19 protein-coding genes and 1 riboswitch are annotated in these 25,739 nt (G+C 41.6%); of the genes, 1 reads left to right on the top strand and 18 read right to left on the bottom strand.

Translation table 11 applies throughout. The features are described from left to right. Positions 1-132: 132 nt before the first annotated feature. The 14 genes from DESME_RS13520 to DESME_RS15465 form a co-directional block, all read right to left on the bottom strand. A complete protein-coding gene (locus DESME_RS13520) occupies positions 133-1,101 on the bottom strand; it encodes an ABC transporter ATP-binding protein (protein WP_006715706.1) in 969 nt (322 codons plus the stop codon). Then, complete coding sequence (locus DESME_RS13525; protein WP_006715705.1) at positions 1,098-2,084, bottom strand: ABC transporter ATP-binding protein; 987 nt, start codon at positions 2,082-2,084, stop codon at positions 1,098-1,100. Before DESME_RS13525 ends, DESME_RS13520 begins: the two co-directional genes overlap by 4 nt. A gap of 14 nt (positions 2,085-2,098) precedes the next feature. Further along, a complete protein-coding gene (locus DESME_RS13530; RefSeq protein WP_006715704.1) occupies positions 2,099-3,031 on the bottom strand; it encodes an ABC transporter permease in 933 nt (310 codons plus the stop codon). A gap of 14 nt (positions 3,032-3,045) precedes the next feature. Then, positions 3,046-4,053 (bottom strand): ABC transporter permease, encoded by a 1,008-nt coding sequence (locus DESME_RS13535; RefSeq protein WP_006715703.1) that lies wholly within the window; start codon positions 4,051-4,053, stop codon positions 3,046-3,048. 141 nt (positions 4,054-4,194) lie between these two features. After that, positions 4,195-5,763 (bottom strand): ABC transporter substrate-binding protein, encoded by a 1,569-nt coding sequence (locus tag DESME_RS13540; protein WP_006715702.1) that lies wholly within the window; start codon positions 5,761-5,763, stop codon positions 4,195-4,197. A gap of 112 nt (positions 5,764-5,875) precedes the next feature. Beyond that, positions 5,876-7,504 carry a sensor domain-containing diguanylate cyclase gene (locus tag DESME_RS13545; RefSeq protein ID WP_006718084.1) on the bottom strand — a complete coding sequence of 543 codons (1,629 nt, stop codon included), beginning with the start codon at positions 7,502-7,504 and terminating at the stop codon, positions 5,876-5,878. Positions 7,505-7,643: 139 nt separating this feature from the next. Beyond that, positions 7,644-8,105 (bottom strand): peptidoglycan recognition protein family protein, encoded by a 462-nt coding sequence (locus tag DESME_RS13550; RefSeq protein WP_006718083.1) that lies wholly within the window; start codon positions 8,103-8,105, stop codon positions 7,644-7,646. Then, positions 8,106-8,267, bottom strand: a complete 162-nt coding sequence (locus DESME_RS15760) for a YvrJ family protein (RefSeq protein WP_006718082.1) — start codon at positions 8,265-8,267, stop codon at positions 8,106-8,108. It lies immediately after the preceding gene. Between the two features lie 141 nt (positions 8,268-8,408). Continuing rightward, positions 8,409-8,648 (bottom strand): DUF2922 domain-containing protein, encoded by a 240-nt coding sequence (locus DESME_RS13555; RefSeq protein WP_006718081.1) that lies wholly within the window; start codon positions 8,646-8,648, stop codon positions 8,409-8,411. A 19-nt stretch (positions 8,649-8,667) separates the two neighbouring features. Further along, positions 8,668-8,895, bottom strand: coding sequence for a DUF1659 domain-containing protein (locus tag DESME_RS13560; RefSeq protein WP_025248817.1), 228 nt, complete (start codon positions 8,893-8,895; stop codon positions 8,668-8,670). A gap of 299 nt (positions 8,896-9,194) precedes the next feature. Next, positions 9,195-9,593 carry a nucleotidyltransferase substrate binding protein gene (locus tag DESME_RS13565; protein WP_006718079.1) on the bottom strand — a complete coding sequence of 133 codons (399 nt, stop codon included), beginning with the start codon at positions 9,591-9,593 and terminating at the stop codon, positions 9,195-9,197. Then, the gene (locus DESME_RS13570) at positions 9,565-9,879 is read right to left on the bottom strand and encodes a nucleotidyltransferase domain-containing protein (RefSeq protein ID WP_006718078.1); all 315 of its coding nucleotides are present in this window, start codon (positions 9,877-9,879) and stop codon (positions 9,565-9,567) included. Before DESME_RS13570 ends, DESME_RS13565 begins: the two co-directional genes overlap by 29 nt. A gap of 140 nt (positions 9,880-10,019) precedes the next feature. Next, a complete protein-coding gene (locus DESME_RS13575; RefSeq protein WP_006718077.1) occupies positions 10,020-10,250 on the bottom strand; it encodes a helix-turn-helix domain-containing protein in 231 nt (76 codons plus the stop codon). A gap of 238 nt (positions 10,251-10,488) precedes the next feature. After that, a complete protein-coding gene (locus DESME_RS15465) occupies positions 10,489-15,627 on the bottom strand; it encodes a cell wall-binding repeat-containing protein (protein ID WP_006718076.1) in 5,139 nt (1,712 codons plus the stop codon). Between the two features lie 583 nt (positions 15,628-16,210). Next, positions 16,211-16,293, top strand: a riboswitch (cyclic di-GMP riboswitch). Positions 16,294-16,375: 82 nt separating this feature from the next. Between DESME_RS15465 and DESME_RS13590 the strand changes: the two genes are divergently transcribed. Then, positions 16,376-17,473, top strand: a complete 1,098-nt coding sequence (locus tag DESME_RS13590; protein ID WP_006718074.1) for a cell wall-binding repeat-containing protein — start codon at positions 16,376-16,378, stop codon at positions 17,471-17,473. Positions 17,474-17,568: 95 nt separating this feature from the next. On the opposite strand, the gene DESME_RS13595 is transcribed toward DESME_RS13590, so the two are convergent. The 4 genes from DESME_RS13595 to DESME_RS13610 form a co-directional block, all read right to left on the bottom strand. Continuing rightward, positions 17,569-19,662 carry a cell wall-binding repeat-containing protein gene (locus tag DESME_RS13595; protein ID WP_006718073.1) on the bottom strand — a complete coding sequence of 698 codons (2,094 nt, stop codon included), beginning with the start codon at positions 19,660-19,662 and terminating at the stop codon, positions 17,569-17,571. A gap of 213 nt (positions 19,663-19,875) precedes the next feature. After that, on the bottom strand, positions 19,876-21,939 hold the full coding sequence (locus DESME_RS15470) for a cell wall-binding repeat-containing protein (RefSeq protein ID WP_006718072.1): 2,064 nt from the start codon (positions 21,937-21,939) through the stop codon (positions 19,876-19,878). Positions 21,940-22,095: 156 nt separating this feature from the next. Beyond that, positions 22,096-24,288: a RyR domain-containing protein gene (locus DESME_RS13605; protein WP_006718071.1), complete on the bottom strand. Its 2,193-nt coding sequence runs from the start codon at positions 24,286-24,288 to the stop codon at positions 22,096-22,098. A gap of 41 nt (positions 24,289-24,329) precedes the next feature. Continuing rightward, positions 24,330-25,676, bottom strand: a complete 1,347-nt coding sequence (locus DESME_RS13610; RefSeq protein WP_006718070.1) for a toll/interleukin-1 receptor domain-containing protein — start codon at positions 25,674-25,676, stop codon at positions 24,330-24,332. Positions 25,677-25,739 lie beyond the last annotated feature (63 nt).

Here is a 25,739-nt window from a genome sequence, read left to right on the forward strand (position 1 = left end):
ATTTATGATATATTTATTAAGATATTATAGAGATTTCCGAAATGGGGTTAAAGGGGACTTAAAAATAACAAGGGGATGTTACATTGAACTAAGAGTTCATCGTAACATCCCCTTTGGTTAAAGTTAAGCGTTTCAGTCAAAGAGGTGGCAAGCCACCCAATGGTCTGGAGAAATTTCCTTCAAAACCGGTGCATTTTCTTTGCATTGGTCCATTGCCTTAAAGCAACGAGAAGCGAAACGGCAACCCGCAGGCGGGTTGATCGGACTGGGTACATCACCCTCTAAGATGATCCGTTCTTTTTTCTTTTCCGGGTTAATGTTTGGAATGGCGGATAGCAAGGCTTGCGTGTAAGGGTGCATCGGGTTCGCATAAAGCTCTTTTTTCGGAGCGATTTCTACAAGCTTACCGAGATACATTACGCCTACACGGTCGCTGATATGTTTGACGACATTCAAGCCGTGCGCGATAAACAGGTAAGTCAACCCAAACTCCTCTTTTAAATCATCGAGTAGATTTAAAACCTGAGCCTGAATAGAAACGTCCAGTGCAGAAACCGGTTCATCGCAGACGATAAGCTTAGGCTGCACCGCAAGGGCGCGAGCAATGCCAACCCGTTGGCGCTGACCGCCGGAAAACTCGTGCGGATAACGGTTCCGTTGATGCTGCGCGAGTCCGACACAGTTTAACAGGTAGATCACGCGTTCTTCAACTTTATCCTTCGGCAAAAGATTGTTGATCAGAATTGGTTCAGCAATAATGTCACCAATCGTCATTCTCGGGTTCAAAGAAGCGTAAGGATCCTGAAAAATCATCTGAATGTCTTTGCAGTAGGAACGACGCGCTTTCTCATTCAACGCAGTCAGATCCTTGCCCTCAAAGAAAATCTTACCGTTTGAAGGATTGTAAAGATTAACCAAGATTTTGCCAAACGTTGTTTTTCCACATCCAGATTCTCCAACGAGACCAAATGCCTCTCCTTTTTGGATAGCCAAAGACACATCATCCACTGCTTTCAAAACAGAAACCGGCTTGCCGAGGAAATTGGTTTCGACGGTGAAATGTTTGGAAAGGTGTTGAATGTCCATCAATATTTCGCTCATTTTACCTTCAATTCCCCTTCCTTGGTTTCGTCATATAAAAAGCAACGGACCTTATGCCCATCAATCTCTCTAAGCTCTGGCGTTTCTTTCGTGCATCGTTCCATACAGTGCTCGCAACGATCGGAAAAAGAACAACCGGAGGGCATATGCAAAGGGTTAGGTACCATACCCTTAATCATATATAGACGTTCATCGCTGTCATTATCGATTTGAGGAATCGAATTCAGCAGTCCTACGGTGTAGGGGTGTAGAGGATTTTTAAACAAGCTCTTTACATTGGCTTCCTCAACAATTTTACCGCAGTACATGACGATGACGCGATCAGCTGCTTCGGCAACAACACCCAAATCATGAGTGATGAGCATCACAGCCATGTTGAATTTTTCCCTCATATTATAGAGCAGTTCTAGAATCTGAGCCTGAATTGTGACATCAAGCGCAGTCGTCGGTTCATCAGCAATCAACAGTTCAGGGTCGCAAGAAAGTGCCATCGCAATCATGACCCGCTGACGCATCCCGCCACTCATCTGATGAGGATAATCGTTAGCACGTTCCGCCGGAGAAGGTATACCCACCGTTTCCAGCATTTTTACAGTCCGTTCCAACGCCTCTTTTTTCGAAATCTCCATATGGGTTAAAATATTTTCCATAATCTGGTCTTTAATGCGATAAACCGGATTCAAAGACGTCATCGGTTCCTGGAAAATCATTGAAATCTCATTTCCCCGGATCTTTTGCAGTTCTTTTTGGTTCATCTTGTTTAAATCCTGGGATTTAAATAAAATTTCTCCGCCGGCAATCTTACCAGGGTTCTGCAATAATCCCATGATGGAAAGAGAGGTCACGCTTTTTCCGGAGCCAGATTCGCCGACAATCGCCAGAATTTCACCTTTATCGATGGTGAAACTGACGTCATCGACTGCCCTAACCGTGCCACGCTTTAGTTTGAATTCTGTTTTTAAATTTTTTACTTCCAATAACATCTAGTTCACCACCCCTACTTTACTCTGGATTTCGGATCAAGCGCATCCCGGAGCCCGTCGCCAAGCAGGTTAAACGCCAATACAGTAATGGTAATTGCGATACCAGGGAAAATCAGCGTGTAAGGAGCCGTGAAAATGAAGCCCCGTGCCCGACCCAGCATATCACCCCACTCAGCAAAAGGCGGCTGAACGCCTAACCCCAAGAAACCGAGTGCTGCAGTATCAAGTACAGCAGTCGAAATACCCAGGGTGGCCCGGACAACAATCTGAGAAACAACATTAGGTAGAATGTGCTTAAAAATAATTCGGCTGTCTGAGTTGCCAATGACCTTGGCTGCCTGAACATAATCATTTTCTTTGACCGATAAAATACTACCCCGTACAATACGGGCATACTCTGGGATAGATACCAAGCCGATCGCGATAACCGCCTTATCCAACCCTTTACCAAGCGCCGCCATAAAAGAAATCGCGAGCAAGATGGAGGGAATAGCCAGCATCATATCCATGATCCGCATGATGATCGTATCTGACCGGCCGCCGCGATAACCCGCGATAGCACCTAACACAACACCAATCGAAAGGGAGATTGAAACTGCGGCAACACCCACAAAGAGTGAGATCTTTGTTCCGTCAAGGACTCGACTAAAAATATCCCGACCCAATTGGTCTGTTCCAAACCAATGCGCACCATTTGGCGGAATAAAGCTTTGGGTCATGTCCGAATAATTAGGATCATAAGGCAAAACCTGTAATCCCAATAACTCGCTCACCCATATAACCAGGGCTATCAAAACGAGAAATCCGATGATAAACAAGCCAACAACAGCGGCTTTATTTTGTCTGAGCGTTTCCCACATTACTTTTAGCTGCGATTCCGGTTTTTCCACGTATTCGGCAGCCTGCAACAAATTTTCATCTGAAGTCGAAATTTGATCTTTTCCCATACAAGCTACCCCTCCTACTTAGAATATTTAATACGCGGATCAAGGAACGCGTAAACAATATCAACTACTAAATTAACTAACACGAAAACCGTAGCAATCAGTAAAACAACCCCTTGAACAACGGGGAAGTCAGACTTGAGGATACAGGTCACAGTATAAGCACCGATCCCCGGCCAGGAGAATACCGTTTCTGTGAGTACGGCACCGCCAAGCAGGCTGCCTAACTGAAGACCAATGACGGTGACAATAGGAATCAAGCCATTACGGAAAGCATGTTTTCGAATGACCTTACCTTCAGATATCCCCTTCGCTCTCGCTGTGCGGATATAATCCTGCTGTAACGTATCCAGCATGCTCGAACGGGTCATACGGGCAATGATGGCCATGGAATACATCGCCAGGGCAACTGATGGTAAGACCAAATGTTGCAGGGCATTAAGAAAAGCCTCCATATTGCCATCGATCAGACTATCAATCAGATAGAACCCCGTCACAGTTGCGGGCTGCAAGAGCGGATCGATTCTTCCGCTAGAGGGCAGCAAGTGCAAGCTCCCTGAGAAAAGAATAATCAACAAGATACCTAGCCAGAAGATCGGCATCGAAACACCAACCAAGGCTAAGAACATGCCGACATTATCGAAAATGGAGTTCTTTTTCACCGCGGATATGACACCAATGAGAATACCAAAGACTGCCGCGAGAATAATAGCAACTATGGCCAACTCAATCGTAGCCGGGAATCGAGACATAATCTCTTTAATGACAGGCGCCTTGGTATAGTAAGACGAACCTAGGTTACCTGTAAGCGCACCCGTAAGGAAATGCCAATATTGCAAGTAAATCGGATCGTTCAGTCCGTTAACTTGCCTCCAGGCCTCAATCGCTTCCTGCGTTGCGTGCTGTCCCAATACAATTGGAGCGGGATCTGGCGAAAAAACGCGCATGATGAGAAAAACAATGATGGAAACACCAAGCAGCACAGGAATTAACATCAAAATCCGTTTAATGATATATTTAATCATCTATAACACCTTTCAGCTCTTATGAGAATAAAGAAGACTAATGAAAAAGAAGACAAGACGGAGAGAGCGTATGCAAAGCAAAACCGGGAACCGGGTTAAAAACCCGGTTCTCGGTAGCAAAGGCAATATTTATTCAAGCCATTATTTTTTGGACACTCCAGCAAGAGGAGTAATACCTGTCATATGATAATAGAAGCCATCGATATTGGGGCGGTAGGCAGCAAGGGTTTGAGCATGAGAAATGGGCAGCCAAACCGCATCCTTTGCCGCGATCTTATCCAATTGAGTATAAATCGCATTGCGATCTGCTCCTGCAGGAGCTGCTACGCCTTTCGCAATTAATGCATTGAAATCAGCGTTTCTATAGAGAGCAACATTCATGCCAGGGTCAGTAGAAGATAACAACGTCATGAAGTTGTCCGGATCTCCGTTATCGCCAACCCAGCCATAGAAGCAGATATCATAATCGCCTGCTTTTACTTTTTGTTTATACGTAGTCCAGTCATAAGAATCGATCGTCGCGGTAATGCCAACTTTCGAGAAATAACCTTGAATCGCTTCAGCAAGGGCTTGGCCATTCGCGGAATTGTACGGTCTTGGATTGGTATAGGTAATCATGTGTACGGAAGTCAATCCAGCTGCTTTTAAAGCAGTAGCAGCAGCGGTCGGATCATAAGCGACTTGAGCCGTACTCTTATCATAGCCATCCATAAAGGTCGGGAGAATCGAAGTAGCGGGTTCAGCATAGCCTTGATACAAGCTTTTTACCATTTCCGGAACATTAATGGATTGAGAAACAGCGGTCCGGAGCTTAGCATCATTAAAAGGTTTCTTCGACGTGTTATAAGCCATGTAGTTGATATTCATACCAGGAGCTTGGAAGATTTTGTTGCTAGCATCAGTGATTTGCTTAACGACTGTGGCATCAATACCATCGATCATATCGGCTTCACCATTATTCAGAGCAACGACACGTGCCGAGTTATCTTTGATGAATTTAAAGATAACATTTTTGGTAAGGGCTTTAGTCCCCCAGTACTCATCATTGCGGACGAGAACAATGTTTTCATCCTTAGCCCATTTTACGAACTTATAAGGGCCAGTTCCAACAGGTGCTTGGTTTACATTGTTGCTATTGTCTTGGAGAGCCTTAGGGCTAACGATCGGGGCACCCATAATCATAGCCAGATTGCTGAGGAAAGGAGTGCTAGCTTCCTTCAAATTGATTTTAACCGTGTTCTTGTCAACAACTTCAACATTTTTCACTGAACCATAAACAAATTCAGCATAAGACATATCTTTTGTGACTTGTGGAGGCAATTGACGATCGATATTAAACTTCACGGCATCCGCATTAAAATCGGTACCATCTTGGAACTTCACGCCCTCTTGAAGATGGAAAGTATAAGAAAGACCATCCGAGCTTACATCCCAACTTTTAGCCAATGAAGGCTCTACTTTTGTCGTATCTTTGTTGTACTTTAAGAGTCCTTCGTAAATGTTAGACATGACTTTAGCCGACTCACCATCGCCGACCAGTGCCGGATCCAATCCTCTTGGCTCTGCACCTTGTGCATAAATTAGTGTATCACTCGCCTTGGATTGGGTGTTGCTACTTGCATTGTTGTTAGTACCGCAACCAGTCAAAGCTACAGTGCCGGCTAAAACAAGGCTTAGCGCGAGAGCAACGAGTTTTTTCCCCTTTTTCATTAGTCTTACCCCTTCTTTTCTGCATGATGTAATACAGTTTTTCGACTTCGAGTATTTTTATACTATAATACTACCATTCAATAAAAAATCTGTCAATAAAAAAAATCGGTACTCAAAGATCAGCATAACTGATGACCTGATTTCTCCCCCTCATTTTTCCAGCATAAAGAGCACGATCTGCTTTGGAAATATTATCATCAACACTGTCCTTATCCTCATATTCGGCCACGCCAAAGGTCATCGTAGCTCTCAATTCAATGGAATTCTCCCAAGGGATAACCATTTGATGTATTTCTGCCCTAATGTTCTCGGCTATTTGCAGTACTTCCTCGCGAGTTCTGTTGCGCAACATAAGCAAGAATTCTTCTCCGCCCCAGCGACAAACCGCTTCATCCTCAGTGATGTGTTTTTTTAGAATATCTGCAATTTCAATCAAGACCTTATCTCCTGCAAAATGGCCAAACGTATCATTAAATCCTTTGAAATGGTCAATATCACCTAAGATGAGGGTAATCGGAGTTAAAGTTATCCCGTTTTGATCCTGAATCAAGCTAAAATAGTCCTTAAATCCTCTTCGATTAAAAGTCTTTGTCAGAAAATCATAGTTGGCCGCATTTTCAAGAATTTGGTGGTAAGCCGTTAATTCTTCAAGCGATTGAGCAAGCTGTTTCCCGGTCTTTATCCGCTTCTCGATTTCATTAATCGTCAAAAATAACAGAATGCCAATGATCAAAATGGGAAAAGTATATAACGCTGACTCCATTACGATTGAGCTCACCGGCACACGGAAAATCATCGTCCAAGGCGAATCCGTAATGCTCATTTTATAGATATAGTCATTGCCGATTCGTTCAACCGAGCCATCTTTTATTTCTTTTAGTTTTTGAATGTCTCCCTGGGGATTATTCGGCAACACAAACAATGGGGTAATTTCTTCATTATCCTGAAATTTGTTAAGATCGCTTTGATTTTTTGCATTTTGGTTTTTAGCAATGATTGAGTTTTCCTGATCAAGGAGATAACCTTCATAGCCAGAATTGATGATCCGGCTCAATCCCATTGTGGTTAAATCCAGAGAAAGTACACCTTTAAAAACATCCTGATCATAAATTGGACTTGATAAGGTTACCATCGTCCCTTTGCCAGCACGATCTAAATATGCAGGTGTCCAAAGTGCTAATCGTTGAGGATTATTCTGAGGGTTTACATAAGTATAAAACTCAGCCTGTTTAAGTTCTTTTCTAAACGCAAAATCCTTTGAAGAAACCCAAGGATATATGTTGGTGAAGTCATTTTCACTGGTGTAGTATAACCAGGCGATTTCTGGATACTTTCCATAAAAATCTTTGAAAAACTGATTATAAGCTAAAGCAAGGTTTATTTCTTTCCTATTTATCCCGCTTTCCGGAACTTTCCCTGAGCCTGTTAAATTTCCGGCATTCTTCTGATGATCTGTTCCACCTGCAGCCTCTAAATCATAGGTGTCTGAACCGGGATTATATTTTAACAGACTCAACAGAGTTGAATCTTGGATATCCGGTCGTTTGAAAAAATCCTCGCCGTATATTGTCATCATGTCCATGAAATTAGTGCCTAATTCAACATACTTCGTGATCAAGGCTTCTTTAGAGGCTGCTGCCGCTCCGAACGTCTCAATTCTGGAATAATATTGATTGATAAAGTCCATAAAGACGACAGCGAGAATAAAAATAAGGACAAGGACTTTCTTCATTCTGCTCATCGGGTTATTACCTTTCGCAAATTCACCATTGATATAGTTATCTATATATTGTCGATTTCCTGCTAAAAAGAGCGAATTTTATAAGCCCCAGAGAGAAAATTCTCTCTGGGGCTCAGTTTGTTATTGTCAGAATTGTTCCCTATTGTGTGGAGATACGACCTCCACACAGATTCTCTCGGAAGAAGTCTGCTGGGAAATAGCGTCCCGGACATTCGGTAGCGGCCCCAGGGACTTCGCGGTGCAGCTCAATATCTTCGATACTGAGGCGGAACTCTGCCATCAACGCTTTCACCTTCTCTATGAGGCCATTCATCTGAGCTTCCGGGACCTCCTCAAGTTCGCTAAAATTCCCGACTAAACAGACCCCGATCCCGATAAAATTGCGGTGCCCTACGTTACAATGAGCTCCGGGACGATAAAGCGGTCGCCCTTCCTCACAGTGTCCATCCGGAAGAATCACAAAATGGTAGCCAATATCACTCCAGCCTCGGCTCAAATGCCATTCTCGAATCATCGCTGCATTTACAGGGATGGTATCTCTTCCTCGACGAACACTGACCGGACTTGCTGAATGATGAACTACGATTTTCTGCCAATCCATTTATTTGACCTCTCCTCTCACTTCCAGGACGGCTATGGCCTTGGCTAGCTCTGTAATGCTTGTAGATAGATCGTTCAGTTTCCCTTCGATCCGCACCAGAAGATAGGCGCTGACCACGATGGGAAACCCGAAATTTCCAATCATTGTTAAGATCTCCTCCATGCCTTAACCTCCTCTCTCCTCAATTTATACTCAAACTTCTCTGCTCCTGTGCATCCTTTAGATGAAAGAAAGAGCTGAGGGAAGGAAGGTAATAAAGCTTATACCCCTCACCTTTCCTTCACTTCTCACTCAGCCTTTCGCTTAAGCGACCGGAGCATCATAAAGGTCGTCCGTTACGGTATCCACGATCTTTACATCCCGCTTGGAAATCCATGCTCCACCCGGGCCGGTGAAGATGTTCTTAGCAATGATCAGATCCATTGCCGCTTCAATCTCCGCTGCTGTGATCCCCTCTTTGGGATCGGATAAGGTAAGACTCACTGCTCCCCCTAAAGCATTCGTAAAGGTCATTCTTAAAACTTTTCTACTGGTTGTTGCCATTTAAAATTCCTCCTTTCTTTTACGCGATATTGACGAGTTCGAAACGATTGTCACGACGCACCTCAGTGACCGGATATTGCTGTAAAGCATAAAGTGCATTGGCGACATCAAAGACATCTTGATCCGGGGCTGCCACTACGACATTGGCATGGCTTCGTTGGCGCAGGACTGGAGCGCCTAATTGGCTTAAACCAACCTGAAGGGTCACGACCATGATAGAGTCTTTGGCTGTTGACATTACGGCCATCATTAACACCTCCTTTTCAATAGCTTCAACCGATGTTCTCTACGTAAAAAAGCAGCCGGACCTGCCGACTGCTTTTCACAAGGGATATTCACGTATCTCCGGGCAGGAAGAGTTCGTGAACCGTTCCCCTGCCCGAGAACATCTGTTCTGTTATTAGTTTATCCAACTGAGCTCAATCTGTCAATAGATGACCTCGCGATGGGTGATGAATTGTCACTCTGCCTGTTCTTAATTACAGGTGATCGGGCTTTGTGCTATAAAATCTATGAGTTGGACAGTCCCCGCCAGCGTTGGAGGAATTAGCTGAAACACCTTGTATTGATTCTCTTCAGTAATTCCGTAAGTGCAAAGATATATTTTTCTTGTATATTATGACATATATCTTTAGCTAATTGCTGGCTATAGATATGTACCGTTGAATTCCTGTCACTTAGCATCGCGAGCCATAATTCTTCATCCTGTATAAGGTCGGCTGCAAAGGCTTCGCGTAATACCGTCTTAGGAGAATTTAGTCCCGTCAAACCCTCATCTTCAAAAACGATCTTCAAAGTTTTCCACGCTAGCTCAAAGGTAAACTCAAAACGCTGTATCAATCCGTCTCCTGCTAGCTCATCAGATTCATCATATTTAGCAATACCTTCATTAAGTCTGGCTAGAGCATTTTGAAAGTTATTGAATTTTTGTTTTGGATCGCTCATATAAGATTACCCCTTCTCTCTCGATATTTCTCAATAATTTAGGGTCACTTTGTTTTTCTATTATAACAACGTCTATTTTTAAGAGTGTATCAAGATCATCGAAATCGCTGGTTAACAGCCCTCTGTTACTAAACTCTGGTAATGGAAAAATCGCTAAATCTATATCGCTTTTTGGCTTATTATCCCCTCTTGCCCTTGAACCGAAAAGGACTATCTTTTCGATATCATAGTCTTGACCGATTCGTTGTATATTTTGAATAAGCCTCTTATCTAAATCAATAGTCATGTATACCCCTCCTCAGCAGGATATCTGTATAAAAAATTTAACCATATTATACCATCAATATGGTTAAAGATATAGTTACTCAATATCCAACTGGGCTCAATTTAGCAATAGGCGGCCTCACGAGGGGTGATGGATCTACACTACACTTTGCCTTCCGTTTCCTCCTCCAGTAGAGATTTCCAAGGGGTTCCCACCACCTCAGCGATCCGCATCGCCCAGGTGGCATTCATCTCCCGTCGTCCCCGTTCCAAATCACTAATAATACTTGGTGAAATTTGCGTGCGCTCAGCTAGCTCTTTCTGAGTCGCGATTCCCGCCTTTAACCGTGAAATCCTCAGTTTTCCTCCCCCATAAAATACGTTCTTTTCCATCCATTCGCTCCCCTCTCTCCACCAGGTTATCTTTGCGCCGCGAATATTAATGTTAATAATCTGCATATTATAGAATATATGTTCTATAATCATTCTATCTAAAGAACATGTTCGCGTCAATTATTATTTTCGTTCCCGTTTCTTAAGTATCCTTCCGCAATAAAAAAACGAAAGGAAGTGTCGCCAACTCCATTAAAAGCAGTTTTGCGACACTCCCCAAAGCTTGATTGGGTTCTTATTAATTTAGAGATACCTTATTTGTATCAGTAATATCTGTCACTAATCTACCCGTTTCACTTCTGAACACTTTAAGATAATTTCCTACTACATTTGAAAAGTTATTCCCATTTATAGTTGTAACTACGACCGCAGGAGCGGGATACACATCAACAGTAACAGCGCCTTCACTATACTTACCTGTAAATGTATTTCCAATAACTGTGTTAGCGGTTCCCCATCCTGCATTGAGATAGACTGCAAGTGCCGTATTCCCATTCGTATTAGCATTCATAATGTTATCACTGACCGTTACATCACCAATACCAGCATCACAATTAACACCATATCCAGTTTCTCCAATATTAATGGCAAAGCTGTCTACCGTTGAGCCATTTGAGCCTGCAATTAAGTGGATTTCCCCACTGATTATCGATTGATGATCTGCAGCCCCTTGTAATGTCACCTTTTTATTCACAGCGATATCCCCATTGTAAGTTCCAGGTGTCACGTAAATTATATCTCCCTCATCTGCCGCCGCAATTGCAGCTTGGATAGTTGAAAAGTTTTGGGATTGACCATTTTTTGTAATGACCGCAGCATTTGTTAATGATTGGTTCGACCAAATATTTACAGATTTATCTGTAATAAAATAGTTGGTATATCCAGCTGCAATTATTTCAACTGTTGCTGATGCTGTTACATGAGCACCATCCGACCAAATTTGGGTGGGTTCAGCGAGTACACCATCACCGCTCAACGCAAATGCTGAAGGTGTTGTAACTCCGCTCCCAGGATCAACATTAACCGCGCCCCATTCATTACCACTCGTATACAAGTTCTTGGCCACGATTGTTGAACCATTTACTATCAACCCAGCTCCTAATCCATTCTTAATAGTTACATCATTCAAAATCGCATATGCATTATTATAGGTATTTACTGCATGAGATTTTTGATCCGCATCGATCACGAGATTCGAAAGGGTAACAGGAGCTTCTTTCGTCCCCGCATAAATTGCAAGAAGGTGTTTAGAACCATTTTCTGTACTCCATGGAACATTAGCCGCTTTTAAAGTCACGTCTCCCATTCCTTCAAGAGTAACTGGAACTGTAATATTGAGCTCTTTTGAAAGTTCATATGTTCCTGGTGCAACGATAATCCTCTCGCTAGCAGTCGCGGTACTGATTGCTTCTTCTAATTGGGCCACGTTCGTAACATATTCATCAATCTTTTGATAAGGGCTTACATAGGTCACTCCATCAACAATGACTTTATTATCTTTACATTCCGACCAATATGCTAAATTATTGAAATTGATATACTTCCCAAAATTGTCTTTATTCACTGCAACACCATTAATCTTATTTTCAGCATCTAAGGTGAATGTTTGATTTAATCTCGCAGCAATAATTTTGGTCTTATCAGTAACATTATTAAAATTATTTCCGTTGACGTTTACTTCGGTATATGGGGTTTCTTTTCTATCAGTACTTCCCCAATACGTATTTCCTATTGCATAACCCTTAATATTTTCCCATGTGTTATTCGCAATTGTGATATTACTCGCTTTAACTCCATCTAAGGCTACAGATGCATAATTAAATAGATTGTTCTCAACCAAAATTGCCTTTGTCCCGTCGGTTCCTGCACCATTAAAATACAAGGAACCCCCTTCGTCAGCAAGGCTAGAGCTATTCGGTGTAAATGTACAATCGCGAATCGTAAATTTCTTATCTCCAACTACTTCAATTGTTTTATTCACATCAACTTTAGGCGTAAGGGTTAAACCTTCGATAGTTACATTATCACCCCAAACTGTGATCAGGTTTTGAGAAGCCCAACTGCCATTTGGCGTAACATCAGAACTCGTGAGAACAGGATCTCCAATACCGATAATCGTTAAATTATTCGCGCTAATTGGCATACACCAACCCGCCTGTCCAGAACTGGTTACGACTTGACCATTGCTATCTCGCAATGTAGTTGTATCCCTTGGTATATCAAATGGACCAGCCCCAATAACCCATGTTTGTCCGTCTGCTTGGCCCTTGATCGCAGCTTTTAGTTCATCTACAGTAGAAATAAACTGGGTTCCAGCAGGATATCCCGCAACATATTTAACAAGAGGAACTCTCCATTTTGCCGTATATTGTGCACCGAAAGTACGGGATTGGATGATCACGTAAGACGGTGCAGATACGCCATCAAAGCCTTCATCTGTTTTAATCGTGTATTCTCGGACTAAAATCCCATCGATATATTGAGAGATCTTACCCGAATCATAAACCATTTTTAGAGTATGGATTCCTTTCTCTACATTTACATTCTCTTGAGTAAGAGGAATCCAATTTCCGTCTCCGGTACTATCCCAAGATTCCCAACCTTTAGTTTTGGTGGTAGGATCATTTCTGAATTGAAGGATTGCCCAATCAAGCACATTGTTTTGAGTCGATTGTACTCCATTGACACCATCAACCTGAACCCACATTGATGTTCTTACACCCGTTCCGTTTAATAATTGATCGGTTAATTCGATTTGCGTTTCAACTTGCCATTGATCTGTCAACCCGACATTTGTTGCAGTACCACGACCTTGCCAGTCGTACCAGCTGTTCGAATTTTGTTGAGCAGATGTTGTGGTCGTAATCCAACCGTTAGATTGATCCCAACTTGCAGGTTCTGTTCTATCTTTTTTCCATTCTCCTAGACTTGCCTCAGCCATTGATTTCACATGGGTTATAGCATTTTTTAATAAATTTACAGTGTTTTGTAATGCTGCATTCGCCGCATCAATATTGCCTTGATTCCAAGGTCTAACTCGAGAAGCCGCTAAAACCGCATCCATTGCATCAGTTACAGCTATAAACTCAGCGTCTGTATCGTGACCACCCGCATGCATGTACTCACTCAACGTGGCATCTGCTTCAGTAAAATCAGGACGATATAACGTAATGGATGGTTCTTGTACCTGAAGTATGGGGCCATTTCCGTCACTATCCCCGATCACCTTAAAATCCCAACGGCCAATTTCAATATCGCGAGAGAGTGTTAATACCACCGTATCATCTTTCTTCGCAGAAACTCCAGTTAATGTAACTTTGTGTCCATTATCGCTAATGGTATCAGAGCTTATCCCCATTCCCTCAGCATTGGCTATTCTTACCAAATCGCCTTCCATGGCAACAATACCATTCGGTAATAAGAATTCAATTTGACCCTTATTATAATCTTCTCCAAGCGTGTAAGTAAGTACGGTTTCCCCAACTACTCCGCCATGTCCATTGACACCAAAGCCCCCAGCTTTCGTTCCAACATTCCCAGTTGAAACGCCGCCGCTGCTACCTCCTCCCCCAACTGATGGAGTAGATCCGCCTACACTTCCACTACCCGTTACAGGAACCTCATTTCCTTTTTTATCGAGAGTACCTATGTTTGCCCCAGAAGGTACATTAAGCTCAGCATTAACATTAGCAACCACATTTGTAACCGTCGTATTAGCCGAAAAATCAACTTGTGCTTCCTTGTTCACTTCAACCGTTGTAAATTTTCCGTCCAATGTAATTTTCTGTTCCTTATTTTCCGGTGCTATTTCTAGCTTTGCGATGTTTGCATTCGCGTCTGCTTTGATCGTTGCCGCTCCGTTTACTACGATTGGTTCAGCAAAAGTTCCTTTGAAGGTAACAACAGGGGATTGCCCCGCTATCGTTACAACTTCTACACTACCTAGACTTCCTCCAGCTGCATCAAGAATCGCATAAGAAGTAACGACCGTGTTACCTATCTTGGTCGTTCCACTCGATTCCACACGAACTTCATTAGAACTTGAAACAACGAGCGTTCCAGCTTCAGTATTCTTCAGATGAATGCTATCTTTAGCTCCAGAAAGAACGATTATTTTTCCAGCCTTAACATTATTAATGTTAGCCGTACCCTTCTCACCTGGATCAATAAACAATGTTCCTGTGATAGTAACATTATCCAAGACTACATTGTCACCCTGAATGTAAACACTGTAGGCTGTTCTAGCATTTTTTAAGGTTGCATTTTTCGCCGTAATCTTGATACTATCTGTCAATTCTTCGAGTTGATTTGCATCAGATGATCCTATAGTTGCGCCATCTTGTGCGTACACAACTACTGAGGTCAGTTGCTCAACGATACTCGAAGGGATACTCGCTTCGCCCCCGAAGGTGATGACATTTGACCCAAGGTTAAGTTTAGCAAAGTTCTTCGTCTCTGAAGGGAGTGTTGTACCGGTCAAAACTACAGGGGATGCTGTTAATGCGGCGAGTGGAGATCCTGCTAAGGCATCTGCTAAGTGATTATCTTCCCCATTGGCCAGATAGGTTTTACTATAGTTTAAATCATTGGCAAAAGTCTTAAGAACCTCAAGATTGGTACCGAAGCGGTCGAGACCTCCAATTCGAATCGCATTCGGCAAGACAATTTTCACATTATCGGTTAATGCTCCCGTCCCTCCAAGGACATAAGTTTGATCTACATTCTCCTTTACTGAATCAATATAGGCCATTACATTATTAGGAACATTATTAATGTCAGAAAGCAGAATTGGCATACCTTTCCCCGCGGCAATAGAAGCAATAGATAAAGCATCTGCATTATTCCATGCTGTAGCAACTACAAATTTATTGAAAGTCCCCATTTGCTTCGCTATATTGAGGGACGTTTCATAGCGATCACTGCCACCTAAAGGAACAACAGTAATATTCATTTCAGCGAGTTGATCTAGGATTTTCTTTGTAATCACTTTATCTCCAGTGGTTACATAAACGGTCTTTACCCCGAGACGTTTTAATTCTATTCCAGCATACTTATTTAGTTTATCCCCTTCTGTCAAAAGAATGGGGGCATTCTTCAATTTGGCCAGCGGCGCAGCCGCAAGAGCATCTACAAGATTTTCATCCATTCCTGCAGACAATACAGCATACTCTGACGTGCCCTTCCATCCCTCTTGAGCAATTTTCGCAGCCGTTTCATATCTATCTATTCCTGAAAGCCGCTGTTCAGAGCCAACCGCTCCTGACACTACCGATTGTGTCTTAGAAGTTGCTGCAAATATGTTAGAAGTAAAGACAGTCGTTATAAAAAAACTAACTGCTAAACATCCTGCAAGCAACTTTGTTGTATGCTTCTTCATCTTCAACCTCCACACTTAAATTAAATAAAAGAAATAAAGGATTGTGAGTTTACTTATTTTTGCTATACTTAAAATTGTTAAAAGCAAAGCTAACCACAAGCTATGTTGTTGGGTAATTCAACATAAACTTCTGGTCAGGTTACCTGTTACAGCAGGCTTCCTGTTTTAGCTAAACTTTTCCGCAAAGGTCTTGGACATTGCTGGGTGACAACAAACCTGTCTAAGGCCTTCCTCATCTCACCTCCTACGGAGATATACTTAGTAAACCCAAAAGTCCTACTTTGCATAGGACAAACTTCCTTTTTCTGTAAATTCTCCATTGGGCTAACTATTCCTTTACAAAAATTATGGCAAAAAATTACATGATAAATTATTTAAATTACTTTAAAATCTCAATTCGTTTAATTGTTCCATATAATTACAGATAAGCACATAATTAAGTGGCAATAAAATTAGAACAGCCCACATTTCATGATCATGAAATGTGGGCTGTTCTAATAATCGCGCGTACTTATTATTTTCGACAAATTTGGATTTTTCTCTCTATTTTTCCATGGTATAATAACCATGTTTTTGCTAGGTTCAAAGAAAAAGGCAAACCCGTTGAAAAGCGGGGACGCAAAGCGATGGGTCTAAGGCTTTTGCTAAGACTGCCAAGCTGCCATAATCCATTTAGGAAAAATAGAAGGCTCTTTCCTGTGGTTTATGGGAAAGAGCCTCATTTCATATTAAAAGGAGTGTTCGATTGATGAAAAAAATTCTAGGAGTCCTATTAACCCTTGCGATGTCCTTAGCGCTCCCGTTGAGTGCCGCGGCCTCAACCACCCCAACCCAAACCCAACAGGTTCGCCTGCAAGGAAGCAACCGTTATGAGACAGCGGTTAGTATCGCTAATGAACTCGCCAAACAACATAACATTGATTTTTCCAAGGGTGAAAAGTTCCAAAACGTTGTTTTAGCCTCGGGCAACAATTTCCCAGATGCTTTAGCCGGAGCTCCGTTAGCTAATCAAGAAAATGCGCCCATTCTTTTAGTCGATAATACCCCTGAGAATAGTACTACAACTTTTGATTTTATCCAGGCACATGTGAGTACCAGCGGAAATGTTTTCCTCCTTGGAGGTACTGGTGTCATCCCCCAAAACTTTACCGACAAGCTTGTAAGCATGGGCTTTGCCCCACAGAATATTGAACAACTCGGAGGGCAGAATCGAAATGAAACCTCATTGATTATTTCTAAACGATTGCAGAACCCTTTGAAGGAAGTTGTTTTAGTTACAGATTCTTATTTCGCAGATGCCTTAACGGTTGCCCCGACAGCTACTTCAGTTTTCACTCCCATTTTGTTGGTTGCTGATACTGGTCTTACGCCTGATCAAAAAGCCTTCTGTGACTCAATTAATAATGTAGTTATTTTTGGAACACTTGCTTCTAAAACCAACGAGATTTATCCTCGTGCTATGGGACTAACCGGCGCAAATAAATATGATTCAAATGCCATCTGGGCTAAACAAGTTAAGAATAAGCCCTTCATTGCCTTAGCTACGGGAGAGGATTATCCCGATGCTTTAGCCGGTGCCGTCTTGGTGGGAAGCCTTGGAGTTGGAGGAGGGGTAGTGCTCATGACTAATCCCAATCAATTACCCTCCGAAACCATAAGCGCACTCAATGTGATTTCTTATAATGATAAGCAAGCTTTAACCTATACCAACGCGCAAGGACAATATAGTTCTTTCCCCGCTGTCATGTACCCCACTCTATATATCTTAGGCGGAACGGGTGCTGTTTCTGATTCGGTTCAATCCCAGGCCGCTACTATCCTTAACGGACCGGGTACTGCGAAATAAATCGTCGGTAACTTTCAAGGCAAAAAATATAGCAAGCACGTCATATGTGCTTGCTATATTTTTATGATAATTCTTCTCCTTGGTGATCGTATTCCTTACTCTATCCCCATAAGAATTCTTTGAGCCTGCTGAACAAGACTAGCAGGGACAACGCCCTCTCCACCTAACGTCCGAACCGTAGGACGAATTCCTGTAGCTCGAAGTTGTTTAAGATAAGATTGGATGGCAGGAGAAAATGTTCCACTATTTTGATCGATCAGAAGAATGGGATCCCCCGTCTTCGCCGCTAAACCACTTCCTGCAAGTGCATCTGCAAAGCTATACCCATTTGCGATATAAAGGGTATCGGGACTTGTTGCAAACTCATTGACTACTGCACCCGCTGTCTCAAATCGATCATTCCCCGCTAAACGCTTAATCGCCGTCCCAGGCACTAAAGCTTTAATTTGATCTTCAACCGACTGTGAAACAACGGATATCCCACCTGCAATATACACGGTTGAAGGTTTTTGGGTTAAAATATAATCTTTTGTTTTTTCGGCAAGAAAGTCCTTCCCGACAAGCAGAGTTGGATACTGATTTGATCCTGCGAAACTAGAAACACTGAGAGCATCTGGGAAACCTTCACCCGAGGCTACTATTACGGGTGTCCCCGACTTCACGTTAGCATTATTAACAACAGCCATATTGGTTTCGTAAAGATCAAGTCCGCTCAAGCGTTCTATTGTATTACCCTTCTTAAGAATTTCTGTTTCAAACGAGTCATTAATGACGCCCGTTCCACCAATGATATATACTTTTGTAGCCGGGGTAGAATGTAAGGCAATATAGTCAAAGGCTTCTGAGGACTCTCCGACTGTAGATCCCACAAGTAAAATCGGAGCATTATACTTCTTGGATAAAATACTTGCAGATAACGCATCTGGGAAATTAGTACCCGAGGCTAAAATGATGTTATCGCATTTACCCTTATTAAAATCTTCGCTAATCGCTCTCGCTGTTTGGTATCGATCCAGTCCTGCTAAACGAGGAGGAGCTGCTAATACTTTAATTAAATCCATATAATTAAACGAATTATTTTCGTTTAGTTCTGGAATTTGAATACTAATCGGTGTATTTATGCCCGTAATATCTGTATTAAAGTTAACAGTCAGATTCACGACCCCTTTGGCATCGATAGCTGGGGCTTTTTGTCCGCTCAAGGTATTCATCAAGGAATTGATTTGAGACAGATCCACTTTAAAATTGATGAGCCCACTTTCATTAATGACATAACCATTCGAAATCGTATAGTTTATCTCGAGTCCTTTATCACCCAATAAGGACACATTCTCCAATTGAGCCATGAAACCATTAAACTGAGCTAAGAACTCCGGTGTACTCGCATCGAGCTCTTTAATCGCTTGATCAAGGTCAATGGAACTTTGGGCTTGATCTGGAACTCCACCAAGTTCAATCATTGAACTTAAATATTCCTTGATGAAATCCATAGCTTCTTTGTCTTGGGCAAAGTTATTTACAGTGTAGCTCAAAAATTCCTTTAATTGTGCATCATTGAGCTTTATCGAAAATTTTTGTGTCCCATCATTCGTGGGGACATTAACAACATCAAGATTTGGATTAAAGCGTTGAGCATAACTGGTAAGGAACTCGACTCCCTTTGTTTGGAAGTTTTTGCTGAACTCCATGAGCTTAGTCGGGTCGAGATTACTCAATTCAGAATCCTTCATATCATAGGGATTCATAACCATATATTCTTTGTTTGCAAATCGGGAAGGAAAAGACGCCGTTGCCATTGCAGGTACTTTAATGATTTCCACTAACTTTGGATTCTCTCCAGTGAGATCCATGTCAACCCACAAAGGCACATTAAGACTTAACCCCTGCATATCTAAGTTCATATCGATTTGTGCTTGACTAACCGTCTTCTGTTCATTGCCATTCGTTTTTACATTGAGATCAAGTTTAGCCGTATTAAGCAACATAGCCGTCGAATCAATTTGCTGCTGAACAGCAGGTTCAAACCCTGAACCACTCAATTCGAAGGACATCGTTGTATGCTCCTGCACCGAATTAACCTTTTGCATTTTCATAGTAGCATCAAAAAGGACCTGCTGATTCGGGGTACACCCTGTTAAAACAAAGAGCAACGTTAAGATTGATGTGATCCAGACCATCTTTTTCTTCATCGTAATATTTGTCCTCCTCTTCCAATGATAACTTACAAATGTTTACTTCTATGACTATGCGTAGAAGTCCTCCCTATATGTGTTAAAAATTATACCAATTCTGCTAATGGCTTAATCCTATTCAAATAAAAGCTATGCCAAGCACGTTATCTTGCGTGCTTGGCATAGCTTTTGTCAGAATTATTTCCCTTTGTGTGGGGGTACGACCCCCAGTTATTTGCTACGCACGGAAGGGTAGCCTAATTCAGCCTGAAAATAGGATTCGGTTCGATAGGCACTATTGTTATTAAAATCAAAGGTGACATGGCCATTATCAGGAATCGATCCAATGGTTCGATAATCCGAAATATTGTCAGCCCAAGTGGGGTCACTCGCAATCCATCCATAAGGAGGAAGATACGTTTCAACCCAGGCATGGGCAGCACCCCCTGTATTAGACCACCCATCCCCTAGCAAAGGATAGATGACAGGTACTCCTGCACCAGAGCTCAAGGCATAGCCAGAGGCAACACGAGCGGGGATCTGATTCGCTCGAAGGAGAGCAACCTCTAGGTCAGCATAGTCTTGGCAAACTCCTGTTTTGTATGTTAGAGCGGATAGAGCTCCTTTATTATCATGGCCTGAGGAAAAGGTTTCATCATAGGCTACCGTATTATAAACAAATTCATGTGTTTTCTGAACTAAATCTAATGTTCCACTCGAACTGTTCTTTAAATCCTGGGCGACAGTAAGAATATCAGGATCATCTGATTCGATAAACTTTTCAGGATTGACATACTGTGTATCAACCAAAGAGGTATCGATAGTCTGAGGAATCAAACGGGCTGAAGGATTAATCTCGACACCGCGAACTTCTACAACAAATTTATTCGTGACAGTAATCACTTCACCTGGGACGACATTATCAGCCTGGATGATTGCTTTTTCAGTACCGTTGGTATCCTCGACTACAGAGAGGGTTGCATTCCGATCCACGGAAACAGATTCAAAAACGGGCTTTTGGATAAACGTATCCGCAGGCGAAGGCAGGTTGTCTGTGATTGTGGTGCTACCCGTATTAGATCCTTTATTAGTCACCGTAAATCGCATTTCAATCGTCCATGTTGTCGGGTTTCCGTAACTCTTAGCCGTTTGATAGCCCGCTGAATAACTATCCGTGTTCTTAGGCGGAACGATAAAGGATACAACGCCAGCTGCTGGCTCGGGAGTAACTGTGCCATCGAGCAGTGCGGTAATGGATTGTAAATAAGCATCAGCAACAGCACCTATGCCCCCAAATACAGTTATATTATTGAGATTTTGAGTCTTAAACGTTTTAAGGTAATTCGAAAGGGAAGTATTAAGGCTGGAATCTTCGTTTCCTACCAATAAAATGGGGTCCCCTGTTTTTGCAGCAAGAACACTTCCCGCAAGAGCATCCGGAAAATCTAAACCACTCGCAACATAAAAATGTTGAGGATTAGTCGCAAATTCTGAATTAATCACGGCATTCGTTTCAAAGCGGTCACTGCCCGAGAGCCGACTCACCGTAGAATTTGGGGCTAATGATTGAGCTAGAGATAAAAGCGAGTCGGGAATAACTCCTTTTCCACCAACGACATAGATTTGACTGGGTTGATCCGCTTGAATAAATGTTTTGATTTGATCGGAGATCGTATTAGAATCAACCAACAAAATAGGCCACCCATTATAAGCAGCAAAGCTCGAAATGCTCAACGCATCAGGAAAGTTTTCACCATAAGTCAAGACGATAGGCGTCCCTTTGGAAACCTCCTCAGCATTGGCAATAAGACTTGAAGTTTCGTACCGATCTGCTCCACCTAAGCGAATCATGTTGTTATACCCTAAGCTTCGAAGTTTTTGATCAAATTCGGCGGGGATAACTCCGGTGCCTCCGGCGAAATAAAGGGTTGCATTTTTCGCAACATGATTGGTGATAAAGTCAAACGCTTCTGCTGAAGTTGAAACCTGGTCATTCACTAGGATAATGGGGGCATTCATCTTATGGGCTAGAACACTCCCGGATAAAGCATCAGGGAAATCTAAACCCGAAGCAATAACTAGGCTTGAAGAAAGTGAACTCCCTGTGACATTTTCGGCAATGGTCTTGGCGGTTTGAAAACGATCTGTCCCCGAAAGACGGCTTGAACTTCGCAATGTGGTTATCGTTTGTGAAGCGACATAAGGATTCGATTGTGTTTGTGATAAAGCTACCGTATTCGTGGAAAGTATAAGGCCAATTGAAAGTAGCGCAGCCAAAATTTTGTTTTTCTTCATCTACATCACTCCTCTTTTTCTATTATAACATTCACAAAGAGGGAGAACTAAACAGTAGTATAAAAACTATGCCAAGCACGTTATCTTACGCGCTTGGCATCGTTATTGTCAGAATTGTTTCCCTTTGTGTGGGGGTACGACCCCCAATTCCTCAGTTCATCGATAATATAGCTCTAGACCTATTTTGTTAAAAAGTAGAGGGATTCTTAGAATTACATCGGTATCCTTCTGCTTGTCTTCTTTAGAAAGTTGTTCCCAAGGAACCAAATTGTTGTGAACTTTTCTCGAGTTATCCCTTTTATCTCCATAGACCCAACCGTCTCTAATACGTTCCTTATACCAACGATCATGTTCAGCTTTTGATAATTCCAGTAAGTCCTCATCATTAAAGACGAACTCCTTATTCGGCAAGGTTTTCTGTCTAATAGCAATATTAGAGTCTATAAATCTTTCAATATGAAACTGAATTTGGGAAATGTTACTCTTCTGGTAAGTCTCATTTAAGTTTTTCCAATGGGTTACCGCTTGCAAATCTTTATTTGGGCTCTTTGCCAACTCCGCTTCTAGATACATTTCATGGGACATTTTGGCCAGTTCTTTGCACATCCCAAGAACCGATACTTTACTCATAAATTCCTCAGCATCGACATGGATGTCCATCTGTGATCTTGGTGGTAAAAGACTTGAATACCACTTCTTCTCACCCAATAATGGACTCATCGAAATAAAGAATTCCAACGAACGGGCACCATGTCTATAGGTTTCTGTGGTCAATAAGGCATACAAGATATTTTCATCGATATTTACTTTTTGATTGCTGTCTAGCAATTGCTTGGCACTTCGACCGATCATCGAACGCAGCAGCATTGCACGCCGAATGATATAGGCTTTATCCTCTTGATTTACTGGATTAGGGCCTTGAATATTCAAATATCCCTTTAATCGGCTAATAAAATCTGGTCCTTTGACCTTTTTAAACAGCTCTTGTTCTGATCGAATAAAATTATGAAAAGAAGTACTCGTTCCACCAGCAAAGACAAATATGGCACGCCCTAGCTGGCGTTCACGCCCATCCTCCATAAATACTCCGTCCTGCATGGGAGCTAGAAAGTACTTGAGCCATCCCAAAGCTTCGCCATTAAAAGATGAATCAAACTCATCGAAAAAGACTAAAGGTAACCGTTCCCCCTTAATCGAGGCATCTCTAATCTCTTGAAAAGACACTTCGAGCTCACTTAATTTCGTGAATTGGGAGAGATTAAAAACAAAGATTTCAAATCCTCCCAGAGTTTTCGCAATCTGCTTGATCCCAAAGGATTTACCTGAACCCGGGAAGCCAAATACGGCAAGACTTAAGGGCCTATTGTCTTTGTCTTTGGCATAATTCTGCATCAAATTAACAATTGCCCGATAATTTTCGATTTCCATGCGATCAACCGTTTGCAAACCACCATATTGACACGATGGAACAGCATCCAAAATTTCTTTTTCCCCATTGATCACAATTCTCTTGGCAGCTTCAATCAACTCAAGCCGATCCCGGCCACATACCTCATTCAAAATGCTCCAAGATTCGGGGGCTTCCAACTGGTCCAGATTAGGCAGTGCTTGAACTCCTATAGCATTAGGCAAAACTTTCGAAAACTCATATTCCTCAGTTGCTATTTGTTTAACTATTTGTGTACAAATAGCGTTCCGAATCCCTTCGTTTTCCAAAGATCCTGTATCCCCTTCAGCTTTTGCAGGTGTGAAGTAAAGGGTTAAGATATCATTTTGACGAACTAGCATTCCATCTGTTTCCAAAAGTACAACGAACACCGGAAACTTCGCCAGTAATTCTTGGCAAATTCCGTAAGATAAATCTCGTAAAAAATCAGTCGCAGTTCTCTCCCATGAAATCGCTTTACTTACTGTTGCACCATTTGCTCTTAAATCATTCATCGAGACAATGGGGATTAGCTTCGGCTTTTCAGTTTTTCTCAGGGTTGCATTCCTTAGCAAATTAATATTTCTGTGTTTAAGAAAGGCAATTGTTGTTGCGTCACAAACGGGAATATGTTGGCGTTGTGCAATATCTAGGTCATAGAGAACGACAAAATCATTCGAACTTAATTGTTGCTGGTCAATATTCCAATCGTTGATCTGTTCATTCTCAGGGATTCCATAAGTAGTTCCGTTGTTAGACGCCGTAAGTGAAACTAAGCAACTATTATCAATCTCACTACCCATCTTTTGAGCAATGCCCATCGCTCCAAGAATTTTTATATCCTCTTTTACCCTATTTACTCCGTTTTCCGTGTAAGCAATCCTGTCTATCCGTTTAGCACTATCTCCAATATAATGCAACATTCATATTCACCTGAATCCTTTCACACCATATGTAACATATGTTAGCCTATAAGAATATCTTCACTTTTGAGATCGCTGTAGGGAACGGAAAGCATATTGAATAAATTCCTTATGTGCCGCAGTTTATCTGCTTTGCTCAACGAGGCTCCCACCCTAACTTCTTTCCCCGCAATATTGATTAGCTTTGAGACTCTGAAGTAGGTGATCGATTCCGCCTTTACCTTGTCTTCATAGATTACATGATTCTGCCGCTTTATGACGTCATCTAAACGCTCCGGATGACGTTTTAGGAGTTCTTCATAAATAACGTACATAAACTCACTTTGATTTGCTACAGAATATTCTTTATCATATAGCTTAAAGTTTATACCGCTACTTTCTTTTACACTATTGCTGCTTTCTGAACTATTGGAGCTATTTTGAACTGTTGATCTAACCTCGGGTAAATTTTCATTATCAATTTTTAAAATTTTGTCTGGATCTAGATCTAGGATTTTGTAGAGCTTAGCAATTTGAACAAGCTTTTGAGGTTTTCCATAGGCCGTGCCAATCCATACTTTTTTCTGACCAACAGCAATCTCTTTCTCAGGCCTAAAGTAAACTTTCTTACTTTCGGGTACCTGGTTCGCATAGGCAACATTTTGCTGCTGTTCCACAACCAAATCCAACTTTTCAGGGTTATTATTTAAGACCTTCTCATAGACCTTTGCCATAAAATCCGCTTGCTTTAATTCATAGCTTTCACCGTACAAAGTAAATGAAATTAAATTACTGGTTTTTTCTTGAATTGGTTTATTTTCTTCTACAGTAAAGCTAGACTCTTGGTTCTTATCAACAACACCAAAATCTTGAAGTCTACGAAGTAATCCTTCATAATACTTTAGGGCATGCTCGTCAACCCCATTATCCATAATTATATCTCCATTATGCAGAAAATCCTTTTTGATTTTATATATAGTATTTAATTTCTCTTTTTCACCTTTGTACGTCTGTAAAATATAAGTATTGTACCAATTATTAATGTTATTTTCTTCTCCAAATTTTATTAATTGTATCGGTAATATTTGTATATCGATTATAGGGTGCGTAACCCTAATTTCTTCTGAACGTGAATATTCGAGCTCTTTTAACACATTATCACTAGCAAGTGAATATTCGCTGACATATAAAACAATAACCTTACAATCTACTTCATTTATCGCTGAAAAGGCTTCCTTCTGCCAGTTCGTTCCTGTTCTCATTTGAGTATCAACCCAAATATTTACACCTAATTCTCTTAATTGTTCAACATCTTTTAGAACAATGTCTTTATCTTTACTAGAATAACTAATAAATAAATAAGGCTTATTCATATTACATTTATTTTCATTATGTTCAGCATATCCCATCTTAATTTATCTTCCCCTTCCTAAATATAAAATGAAGTTTTAATCTATTTGAGTGGGTTAAAT

This window comes from Desulfitobacterium metallireducens DSM 15288, assembly GCF_000231405.2.
GTDB classification, from domain to species: domain Bacteria; phylum Bacillota; class Desulfitobacteriia; order Desulfitobacteriales; family Desulfitobacteriaceae; genus Desulfitobacterium_A; species Desulfitobacterium_A metallireducens.

Bases quoted from the DNA above. Each gene is read 5' to 3' on its own strand.
- DESME_RS13575 (WP_006718077.1), bottom strand. From the start codon at position 10,250: ATGGAAAAGAACGTATTTTATGGGGGAGGAAAACTGAGGATTTCACGG.
- DESME_RS13565 (WP_006718079.1), bottom strand. From the start codon at position 9,593: ATGAGCGATCCAAAACAAAAATTCAATAACTTTCAAAATGCTCTAGCC.
- DESME_RS13595 (WP_006718073.1), bottom strand. From the start codon at position 19,662: ATGAAGAAAAAGATGGTCTGGATCACATCAATCTTAACGTTGCTCTTT.
- DESME_RS15470 (WP_006718072.1), bottom strand. From the start codon at position 21,939: ATGAAGAAAAACAAAATTTTGGCTGCGCTACTTTCAATTGGCCTTATA.
- DESME_RS13520 (WP_006715706.1), bottom strand. From the start codon at position 1,101: ATGAGCGAAATATTGATGGACATTCAACACCTTTCCAAACATTTCACC.
- DESME_RS15465 (WP_006718076.1), bottom strand. From the start codon at position 15,627: ATGAAGAAGCATACAACAAAGTTGCTTGCAGGATGTTTAGCAGTTAGT.
- DESME_RS13610 (WP_006718070.1), bottom strand. From the start codon at position 25,676: ATGGGATATGCTGAACATAATGAAAATAAATGTAATATGAATAAGCCT.
- DESME_RS13560 (WP_025248817.1), bottom strand. From the start codon at position 8,895: ATGGCCGTAATGTCAACAGCCAAAGACTCTATCATGGTCGTGACCCTT.
- DESME_RS13530 (WP_006715704.1), bottom strand. From the start codon at position 3,031: ATGGGAAAAGATCAAATTTCGACTTCAGATGAAAATTTGTTGCAGGCT.
- DESME_RS13550 (WP_006718083.1), bottom strand. From the start codon at position 8,105: ATGGATTGGCAGAAAATCGTAGTTCATCATTCAGCAAGTCCGGTCAGT.
- DESME_RS13555 (WP_006718081.1), bottom strand. From the start codon at position 8,648: ATGGCAACAACCAGTAGAAAAGTTTTAAGAATGACCTTTACGAATGCT.
- DESME_RS13570 (WP_006718078.1), bottom strand. From the start codon at position 9,879: ATGACTATTGATTTAGATAAGAGGCTTATTCAAAATATACAACGAATC.
- DESME_RS13605 (WP_006718071.1), bottom strand. From the start codon at position 24,288: ATGTTGCATTATATTGGAGATAGTGCTAAACGGATAGACAGGATTGCT.
- DESME_RS13535 (WP_006715703.1), bottom strand. From the start codon at position 4,053: ATGATTAAATATATCATTAAACGGATTTTGATGTTAATTCCTGTGCTG.
- DESME_RS13540 (WP_006715702.1), bottom strand. From the start codon at position 5,763: ATGAAAAAGGGGAAAAAACTCGTTGCTCTCGCGCTAAGCCTTGTTTTA.
- DESME_RS13590 (WP_006718074.1), top strand. From the start codon at position 16,376: ATGAAAAAAATTCTAGGAGTCCTATTAACCCTTGCGATGTCCTTAGCG.
- DESME_RS13525 (WP_006715705.1), bottom strand. From the start codon at position 2,084: ATGTTATTGGAAGTAAAAAATTTAAAAACAGAATTCAAACTAAAGCGT.
- DESME_RS15760 (WP_006718082.1), bottom strand. From the start codon at position 8,267: ATGGAGGAGATCTTAACAATGATTGGAAATTTCGGGTTTCCCATCGTG.
- DESME_RS13545 (WP_006718084.1), bottom strand. From the start codon at position 7,504: ATGAGCAGAATGAAGAAAGTCCTTGTCCTTATTTTTATTCTCGCTGTC.